The organism is Mesorhizobium sp. J18, from assembly GCF_007829525.1.
In the GTDB taxonomy this organism is placed as follows: domain Bacteria; phylum Pseudomonadota; class Alphaproteobacteria; order Rhizobiales; family Rhizobiaceae; genus VLJP01.
In genome coordinates this window covers 53,004-62,303 of sequence record NZ_VLJP01000014.1, presented here as the reverse complement: position 1 = coordinate 62,303, position 9,300 = coordinate 53,004, and the positions used below count along the sequence as shown (strand labels likewise).

Sequence of the window (9,300 nt, the reverse complement as noted above, 5' to 3'; positions counted from 1 at the left end):
CAAACAGATGATCCGGGCAGCCGGCGCCAGGCTCTGGTATCTGCCGCCCTACTCGCCCGATCTCAATCCCATCGAGCAGGCCTTCGCCAAGATCAAGCACTGGATGCGAGCCGCCCAGAAGCCCACCATCGAGGATACCTGGCGCCACGTCGGACATCTCGTCTCGACAATCCAACCAACCGAATGCAGCAATTATCTCGAAAGCGCAGGATACGCTTCCGTCAAAACCTGAAACGCTCTAGGGCCGTTCATCTTCAAAGAATTCAATTCGAAGATGGATGGCTCTAAAAGCCGGAGACCATCATTGTGATGCCCCTTGGCCGCCGGTGGGTGGTTTCGGTATCCATCCAGCCTCGGGATCGACGGCTGTTGTGTCGTTGCGTTCCTGCCAGCCGCTTACTCCTGCAGGAAGCCAGTGAACGGAAGTGTAACCCGCCTGAACGAGACGTTTGCCTATATTCCAACTTGCCCAGCATCTCGGCCGGCAGAACGTCACGACAGGTACCGACTTGTCCCCCTTCGTCAATTCGGCGATGCGCTGGAACAGCGCTTCGACCTTTTCCGTCGGCAAGTCCGCGCTGCCGGCTCCAGGGAACCAGACTGCCCCGGGGATAGAGCGATGTGTCGGCATCCATATTGTCGAAGAGGGGAGGCCATCCGGTTTGGGGTCCGCGGGGCCCACGTCGATCAACAGGGGTTTCTGCGGCATCAGCTTTTCCAGATCCGGAACATCGATCACCTTTGCGCCTTGAAGGGTGGCCGGCGTGTCGCTCACCATCGGGCCGGTCCAAAGCCCCGGGGGCTCGGGAGCATGTTTCGTGCCTTCGGCGGCCAAGACAGGAAAAACCGACGCGACTGCGAAGATCGCAGCCAGTAGAGTCTTGCGGCAGATCAGGCGGAAATCCATCAGTTTGTCCTGGCGGGTACCACAAACGATTCCTTCCAACTGGCACCTTTCGTGTCGGTTGCCTGAACGATGAACTCGCCCGTTTCGGATGGATCATAGGCGAAACCGATCACCGGATCTGATGATAGCGAGATGTCGCCCTTGAGTTCGAAGACGGTCTTGTCGCCGTAGCTTACCTTGACATGGTCAAGATACCTGGCAGGCGTATAAAGCCGTGTCACCTGGTTCATCTGCATGCCGCTGAAATTCGGATGGCGGATCATCAGCGTCGCGCTCCCGGTCTTGTCGCCTTCGCCGAATTTCATCTTCATTTGACCAGCACCCTCCAGGGCTTCCGCATCGGCGACACTGATGGGAGCCGAGCAACCGCCGGACGCCTTCACGAAGGCCCTCGTCTGATAAAGCTTGCCGTCCGCCGTTTCCGCGACCGCATGTATGTTAGTGTAGTCGTTGACCCGCACCCTGAGCCTGATCTCGCTGGGATCGCCAGCCGGGCCGATAGTGATCTTTGCCGCATATGGTGACGGGTTGTCATCTATAACGAGATGGACGGCGCGCACTTCATCCTTCTTCAGGACCTTGAGGGTGATTGGGACCAGAGCCGGATCCTGCGCGCGGCGCGGCGCCTCGATCGCAATATGGTCGTCTCCTGCCTCAATGGGCCGATCTCCGAAAACATATTCGCTGATCTCCTCCCATCGCGCCTGCCGTTCCGGCTCAGTGCCGTCGATGACGGAGACGCCCGCCGAGGCAACTCCTGGATAAGCCAACGCAAATAAAGCAGTTATCGCGAGATTCCGCAGCAGTTTCATCTTGCAGTCCTCCGGTTGTTCCCAGCCCTCATTCCCACTCAAGCTCTTTGTAAGCCTGAGTGACGTTGCGGCCGTTGTAGTCATCGAACAATGTCCACCTGTCGCGTTCCGATTGCGCCACGGTTTCGACGGCTTCGTCGATCGTCATTCCGTTGTCGATCGCCTCGCGTGTCTCGTCGCGGAGCGTCGCCAGATATCGCTCAAGATCGGCAATGGCCGGTGCCGCCTCCGCCGCGGCGGGGCCATGCCCCGGCACTATTTTTTTCGCATCGAGCGCACGCAGCTTCTGCAATTCGTCCAGCCAGCCGAGCAGGCTGCCGTCCAGCGAAGGCACACGTCCCACAAAAAGCAGATCACCGGCAAACAGAAGGCCAGTCTCGGAATCGGTCATGGAAAGGTCGCAGGTCGTATGTGCCGCTTCATGGGCTTTGAGCCGAATGACCCGACCGCCAAGGTCGACTTCCGCACCATCGGGACTCACCTCCTGGGTGGGCAGCACGACGGCCCCCACCTCCTGAGGGCCGAGAATTTCGGCAAGGCGTTGGCGATAAAATTCACCTCTGGCCTGCAAAGCTGCCCCCAGTCCGTGATGACCGATTATGTTGGGCCTGTCTTCCTCGAATGCCGCCGCACCGAAACAGTGGTCGGGATGCATATGGGTTACCACGACATGCCTGATCGGCTTCTCGGTATGTTTCCTGATCTCCGACCGTAACCAGCGTCCATCGGCAAGGCTGCCGCCGGGATCGGTGACAAGAACAGCATCCCGTCCGACGATGAAGCCGATATTGGCGATGCCATTGCGGTTGCCGGGACTTGCTTCCACATCTGGTCCGCGACGGACGAAGACGCCGGAAGCAATCTCCTCCAGGCCCGTCGTTTCAGCGGCGGCGAAGCCGAGCTGAGGTATGCAGCAAAGGCAGAATCCTCCGAGCAAGACGTCCCGCCGCGACATCGCAGGCGAACGGGAGAATCCTGCATCAGCTATGCGCCTGCCGGAGAACCTCGGCTTGTGATGGGACGAGGGCCGATCCGTCAGATTGGCCGACATGACGGCATATGCCTCGGCCTATCAGAAAATCCCGCCAAAGGCGGCGGACATTCCCTTCAGTAGCGGCTGCTTCATGCCATCTCCCACAATGCAATGCATCGAACTGGGTGCCTCGTCCGCCAGCCTGCAAGCAAATGGGTGCACTGTCAATGTGCATCGGGAGACGGCTCATTTCGGGCGCCCCAACCTCAAGGTGTCTGCAAGCCATAGATGCACGGCCGGGACGTTTATTCCCGATCCAGTCCTGACTCCAAAATCCGATCGCGTCCGTGGAGGATGACGCCGCGCATTCCTTCTGCCGCCGTATCCGCATCATGTTCGGCAATGGCGTCCGCAATCCTTCGATGAGCGCCGCATATCGCGCGATGCCTTTCCGGGTCGCCGAATGGTGAACTCAGCCGGAAGCTCGTTGCAAGCGCCGCCTCGATCAGCGCACCCACGGAATACATGAAGGGATTCTTCGATGCGTCGAGAAGCGCCATATGGAAGTCGAGGTCAGCCAGCGCAAAGCTCTCCATCGAATTGGCTTCCTCCATGGCTCGCACGCGCTCGTAAAGCGTTGCTATCTTCTCTTCTGAGGCTCGTTCGGCGGCAAGTCGTGCGGCGAATGGCTCGAAGGAGAGCCGCATTTCCGACAAATGCTGGAGGAAGTCCGGATTGACTCCATTCTCCAGATGCCAGTTTAAAACATCGGCATCGAACAGGTTCCAGCTTGTGGGGGCGGTGACGCGCGTGCCGATCTTTGCCTTGGGAACCACCATGCCTTTGGCAGACAGCGTTTTCATTGCCTCCCGCAATACGGTGCGCGAGACTTCGAATCGCTGCGCAAGCTCGGTGTCACCGGGAAGCAAGGCGCCGTTGCCATAAATTCCGCCAACTATGGCGCGGCCAAGTTCATTGACCACGCGCGAATGGCTGTTGCGCGGCACACTGCCGGAAATAGCGCTCTTCAGCACGGCCGTTTTCCTTTACTCGGACGCATGGCCATGTCCCCGCCGACGATCACCCGCCCAGACAAGCCCCCGTTGCAGTGCGATGAAGGCGAGCAGAAGAAGGCCGATGGCGATTTTTGTCCACCAGCTGGAAAGCGTGCCGTCAAAGACGATATATGTCTGGATCAGCCCCATGATGAGCACCCCGATCAACGTTCCGGCAACAAAGCCGCTGCCGCCCGACAGCAACGTGCCTCCGATGACCACAGCGGCAATGGCGTCGAGTTCGACGCCGACCGTGGCCAGAGAGTAACCGGCTGACGTGTAGATCGTGAAAACGATTCCCGACAGGCCTGCGAGAAGGCCGGACAGCGCATAGACGCCAATCGTTGTGCGGGCAACCGGAACGCCCATGAGACGTGCCGTCTGCACCCCGCCCCCAAGTGCGTAGACGTTCATGCCGAAACGCGTTCGATGGGCGATCAGGATCCCGACGACGGCGACGATCAGCATAAGCACACCGATGAAGGTGAGGCGCCCTCCACCCGGCAGGCGCCAGTAGAGCCGCTGCAGGGCTTGTATTGTCTCGTCGTCTATGGGAACGCTGTCGATCGACAGCACATAGGCCATGCCGCGCGCGAGGAACATGCCGGCCAGGGTCACGATGAAGGGCGGCATTTCGAGATAGTGGACGGTCGCGCCCATGGCCGCGCCAAACAGCGTGGTGATGGTCAGAAGAAGGGCAAGGACCACAAGCGGAGGAAGGCCGGTGTCGCGAAGGAGCACGGCGATGAAAACGCCGGAGAACGCGATCACGGATCCCACGGACAGATCGATGCCACCTGAAAGGATGACGAAGGTCATTCCGACCGCGACTATCCCGAGGAAGGCATTGTCCGTCAGAAGATTGCCGATGACACGCGTCGACAGCATCGCCGGAAACTGGGCGTAGCAGATCGCGTAGGCGACGATAAAGATCACGACAGTGGCCGCCAGCGGCAGAAGACGTTCGTTCATTGTCCGCTCCGCCATGGCTTGAGATAGGTCAGTACGAGTCGCATCGCAGGCGATTGCACGACAAGGATCACAAGGATGATCACAGCCTTGATGACGAGATTGAATTCGGGCGGAAAGCCGGAAATGAGTATCCCTGTATTGACCGATTGAATGATCATGGCGCCAAGCAGCGACGCGATGATGGAAAAGCGGCCGCCCAGCAGCGACGTGCCTCCGATGACCACGGCCAGGATCGCGTCAAGTTCCAGCCACAACCCCGCATTGTTCGCATCGGCGCCACGGATGTCGGCAGCTACGATGATGCCGGCGAGCGCCGCGCACAGGCCGGATGTCGCATAGACGGCGACGAGCAATACGCGCGCGTTGACGCCCGCAAGTTTGCTGGCACGCTGGTTCACGCCCACCGCTTCGATGAGGAGGCCAAGCGCGCTGCGCCTCACAAGCAGCGTGACCAGTGTTCCCACCGTCAGCCATATGACGACCGGCATCGGCAGGCCGAGGAAAGAGCCCGCGCCTATGAAGATCAGGCCGGGATGGTTGAATGTCAGGATCGCACCTTCGGTGACGAGTTGGGCGATGCCGCGTCCTGCCACCATGAGGATGAGGGTTGCGACGATTGGTTGGATCTTCAGCACCGCGACGAGAAGGCCGTTCCACAGCCCGCAGCCCAGACCGGCCGACAGGCTGAGCGCCAGCGCGGCGCCGAGGCTGTAATCTTCTCTTATCGCCCATGCCGCCACCGCGCCGCATATCGCCATGACAGCGCCTACCGACAGGTCGATGCCGCGCGTGGCGATGACGAGCGTCATGCCGATGGCCAGCAGCGCCACTGGTGCCCCGCGGTTGAGGATGTCGATCAGGCTGCCGTATAGGCGACCATTGGCGACGGAAACATCAAAGAAGCCAGGATAAACGGCGGCAATCAATGCCAGGACAGCCGCAAGCGTGACGAACTGCGGCAGAAGACGGCTGACGATACGGTGAGCCCCCGTCATGCGCGTCCTTCCTCTCGCCGGCCGGCGATGGCTGAGACAATGCGCTCAGCCGTGATCTCCTCCCCCACCAGTTCGGCCACGTGCTGCCGATCCCTGACAACGATCACGCGATGGCTGTAGGCAACCAGTTCCTCCAGTTCGGAGGAGATGACGAGCAGCGACATGCCGGCCTCGCACAATTCCTCGATCAGGCGGATGATCTCCGCATGCGCGCCGACGTCGATGCCGCGTGTCGGTTCATCGAGGATCAGGAAATCGGGGTTGGTTGCGAGCCAGCGTGCCAGGAGGACCTTCTGCTGGTTGCCGCCCGAAAGCTCACCGACCGGCTTTTCCGCGCCGGAGGTGCGGATGTCGAGCCGGCGTATGAAATCCTCCGCCATCGCCTTCTGGCGTCTGGCCGACAGCGGCCGTGACCAGCCCATCCGCGCCTGTAGGGCGAGCGCAATGTTTTCGCCGACGGACAGTTCGCCGATGATGCCTTCGGTCTTGCGGTCCTCCGGCAGGAATCCGAAACCCGCCGCCACGGCCGCACGCGTCGAACCGATGCGAATGGGCTGACCGTCCTTGGCCGCTTCGCCCGAATCGGCCGGGCGTACGCCGAAAATCACCTCTGCCGTCTCCGTCCTCCCGGACCCCAGAAGTCCGGCCATTCCAATCACCTCGCCGCGATAGACGGCGAGGTCGAACGGCTCGACAAGGCCGCGGCGTCCGAAACCCGAAAACGAGACGCGGGGCGTTTGTGTGCGCGCGACCAGCGGCTTGCCGGTTTCGCGTGTTTCCTCGGCAAGCTCGCGGCCCAGCATCATGTTGACCAGATCCACCCGGTCGATCGCTGCCGTGTCGTCGGAGCCGACAAGGCGGCCGTTGCGCAGCACAGTTACGCGGTCGCAGACGCGAAATACCTGTTCCAGAAAATGCGAGATAAAGACGATGCCCAAGCCACGCTCTTTCAGTCGGCGGATGATTGAGAACAGCATCTCGACTTCGTGCCGGTCGAGGCTCGCGGTCGGTTCGTCTAGGATCAGTACCTTACCCGAAAGACTGACAGCGCGCGCGATGGCAACGATCTGCTGGACTGCGACCGAATAGCTGGCCAGGGTACCATTCACGTCTATGTCCAGCCCGTATTCGGAAAGAAGGGTGCGCGCGTTCCGGGCTCTTTGCGAGGATCGGACCAGACCGAAGCGCACCGGTTCATGGCCCAGAAACAGATTTTCCGCGACGGAGAGATTGGGCAGCAGGTTGACTTCCTGATAAACGGTGCCGATGCCAAGGCGCTGGGCGTCGATGGTATCGCGCGGGTCAATGGCGCGCTCCTCGAGCAGGATGTCGCCGCTGTCGCGGCGATAGGCGCCGGTCAGACATTTGATCAGTGTCGACTTGCCAGCCCCGTTTTCGCCGAGAAGGGCGTGTACCTCTCCTGCCTGCAACGTGAAATCGACCCGATCGAGCGCTTTCGTACCGGGAAAGCTTTTCGAGATTGCGACCGCACGCAAAAGCGGATCGCGGCCGGAGGGCGATTCAGCCATGGCTCATCCTTGCAGGTGGCATCGACGGAAGCATGCTGACGGCGTGTACCCACGCCGTCAGCCGGTTCTCGGGCCTAATAGCCGAGACCCTTCTTCTCTTCGTAGATCGCTTTCGGATCATCCGCCTGGGTAAAGAGCTTCGATTCGGTCTGGATGAACTTGGGCGGTACGGTGCCGTCTTTCCAGAACGCCTCGAGAGCATCAAAGGCGGGGCCGGCCATGTTCGGCGTCAGCTCCACGGTCGCATTCGCCTCGCCCGCCGCCATTGCGAGGAAGATGTCGGGCACGGCGTCGATCGACACGATCTTGATATCGGTGCCGGGTTTGAGTCCGGCTTCCTTGACCGCCTGGATGGCTCCGACAGCCATGTCGTCATTATGTGCATAGAGTGCGCAGATCGAGCCGCTCGATTCGGCCTTGAGGAAGCTCTCCATGACTTCCTTGCCTTTCGCGCGGGTAAAGTCGCCAGTCTGGCTGCGCACGATCTTGATGTTGTCGTGGCCGGCAATGGCTTCCTCGAAGCCCTTCTTGCGATCGATAGCCGGCGACGAACCGGTGGTGCCCTGAAGCTCGACCACGTTGCATTCGGCGTCACCCACTTCGCCGACGAGCCACTCGCCGGCGACACGGCCCTCGTGAACGAGGTCTGAGCCGACCGCCGTCAGGTAAAGGTCGTCGCTGGAATCGACCATACGATCGAGAAGCACGACGGGAATCTCTGCTTCCTTGGCTTCCTCGAGTACAGAATCCCACCCGGTGGCGACGACCGGCGCAAGCAGGATCGCGTCCACGCCTTGCGCGATGAATGAACGCACGGCCTTTATCTGGTTTTCCTGACGTTGCTGGGCGTCCGAGAATCTGAGATCGATGCCACGTTTTTCGGCTTCCTGGCGTGTCAAGGTCGTTTCGGCCGCGCGCCAGCCCGATTCCGAGCCGATCTGTGAGAATCCGACCGTCTGCGCGAGGGCCGCAGACGAAAGAAAGCTAGCGGACGCGAGCAGGCCCGCGCCGAATATCAATTTCCGGATCATATTCTCCTCCACGAGATTTGGGCATCAGGCCCGCGCTCGGAAAAAATCATACTATATGATTTTTGTAAACATGCGATCGCGGGACAATTCACCCTTGTTCATTTCTCCCATCCGTCCAAGTTCCCGCCGGCAAACGAAAGGCCGGTTCGGTGCTACCTGCAAAGCCGGCTTCGATCACATAGGTATATCCGGCGCCCGGATCGGAAACACGCGCTGCTTTGTCGTAGCCTTGCCATGCCGTGGTGACCAGAAGCTTGTCGAGGTGCTTGCCGACAAAGGCGGGGCAGCTGGTCTGTGCGGCCGGAATCTCGAAGGTTCGGATGAGCTGGCCATCGGGTGAGTAGCCCGAAACCGAACCGCCTCCCCATGCCGCGTTCCATAGATTGCCGTCGGCATCCGTCACCGAACCATCGAAATAGCCGCCCAGCGGCAGATCCGTCTGGGTCAGAAAGGGCTCCGGTTCACCGGTAGGCAGCCCGGTCGCCGCGTCGAGGGCGACACGCCATACCGCATTGACGGCCGTGTCGGCAAAATAGGCTGTGCGGCCATCCGGCGAAAAGCAGATGGAGTTTGGAATGGTGATCTTGCGGAACAAGGCGCGGGGCGCGACACCGTCGAACCAGTATATCGAGCCGGCCTGCCATTCGGCGTTCTTGCCCATGGTGCCGATCCACAAACGGCCCGATGGGTGAACGCGGCCGTCATTGGAGCGGGTAGCCGGATTGTCCGCCTCAAGCGGCGACATAAGCGCGAGCTGGCCATTGGATATGTTACGCTGGTAAAGCCCGTCTTCCATTGCGAGCAATTGCCGTTTGTCGTCGATCCGTGCGATGACGGAAGCCATGCGCGGCAAGGAATGTGAGATCGTTTCGGCCGTCTCGAAGCGATGTTCAAACAGCTTGAGGCCGACTATGTCGAACCACCAGACCGTATCGTTCCACAGATCGTAGTGCGGGCCTTCGCCAAGTTCGCTACGCTCGGCAGACAGTTTCCGCGTTGCCGCCTTGGTCATTGTCACAGCCGGAA

The 9,300-nt window shown here is 60.5% G+C and carries 10 protein-coding genes; 1 reads left to right on the top strand and 9 read right to left on the bottom strand.

The features are described from left to right. Window positions 1-232, top strand: a 232-nt coding sequence (locus L598_RS07885) for a transposase (protein WP_186444961.1), incomplete at its 5' end; no start/stop codon positions are given. Between the two features lie 69 nt (window positions 233-301). Here L598_RS07885 and L598_RS07880 read toward each other — a convergent pair. From L598_RS07880 to L598_RS07840, 9 genes are all read right to left on the bottom strand, one after another. Further along, entirely contained in the window at window positions 302-907 is a 606-nt protein-coding gene (locus tag L598_RS07880; RefSeq protein WP_144861425.1) for a rhodanese-like domain-containing protein, read from the bottom strand. Next, complete coding sequence (locus L598_RS07875; protein ID WP_144861424.1) at window positions 907-1,719, bottom strand: quinoprotein dehydrogenase-associated SoxYZ-like carrier; 813 nt, start codon at window positions 1,717-1,719, stop codon at window positions 907-909. Before L598_RS07875 ends, L598_RS07880 begins: the two co-directional genes overlap by 1 nt. 28 nt (window positions 1,720-1,747) lie before the next feature. After that, window positions 1,748-2,674: a quinoprotein relay system zinc metallohydrolase 2 gene (locus L598_RS07870; RefSeq protein ID WP_144861432.1), complete on the bottom strand. Its 927-nt coding sequence runs from the start codon at window positions 2,672-2,674 to the stop codon at window positions 1,748-1,750. Window positions 2,675-2,997: 323 nt separating this feature from the next. Next, window positions 2,998-3,723 carry a FadR/GntR family transcriptional regulator gene (locus tag L598_RS07865; RefSeq protein ID WP_144861431.1) on the bottom strand — a complete coding sequence of 242 codons (726 nt, stop codon included), beginning with the start codon at window positions 3,721-3,723 and terminating at the stop codon, window positions 2,998-3,000. Window positions 3,724-3,738: 15 nt separating this feature from the next. Continuing rightward, window positions 3,739-4,719: a galactofuranose ABC transporter, permease protein YjfF gene (gene yjfF / locus L598_RS07860; RefSeq protein WP_144861423.1), complete on the bottom strand. Its 981-nt coding sequence runs from the start codon at window positions 4,717-4,719 to the stop codon at window positions 3,739-3,741. After that, window positions 4,716-5,714, bottom strand: coding sequence for an ABC transporter permease (locus L598_RS07855; protein ID WP_144861422.1), 999 nt, complete (start codon window positions 5,712-5,714; stop codon window positions 4,716-4,718). Before L598_RS07855 ends, yjfF begins: the two co-directional genes overlap by 4 nt. After that, the gene (locus L598_RS07850; RefSeq protein WP_144861421.1) at window positions 5,711-7,243 is read right to left on the bottom strand and encodes a sugar ABC transporter ATP-binding protein; all 1,533 of its coding nucleotides are present in this window, start codon (window positions 7,241-7,243) and stop codon (window positions 5,711-5,713) included. Before L598_RS07850 ends, L598_RS07855 begins: the two co-directional genes overlap by 4 nt. A 74-nt stretch (window positions 7,244-7,317) precedes the next feature. Continuing rightward, complete coding sequence (gene ytfQ, locus L598_RS07845; protein WP_144861420.1) at window positions 7,318-8,274, bottom strand: galactofuranose ABC transporter, galactofuranose-binding protein YtfQ; 957 nt, start codon at window positions 8,272-8,274, stop codon at window positions 7,318-7,320. Window positions 8,275-8,362: 88 nt separating this feature from the next. Further along, entirely contained in the window at window positions 8,363-9,286 is a 924-nt protein-coding gene (locus tag L598_RS07840) for an SMP-30/gluconolactonase/LRE family protein (protein WP_144861419.1), read from the bottom strand. Between the last annotated feature and the right edge of the window lie 14 nt (window positions 9,287-9,300).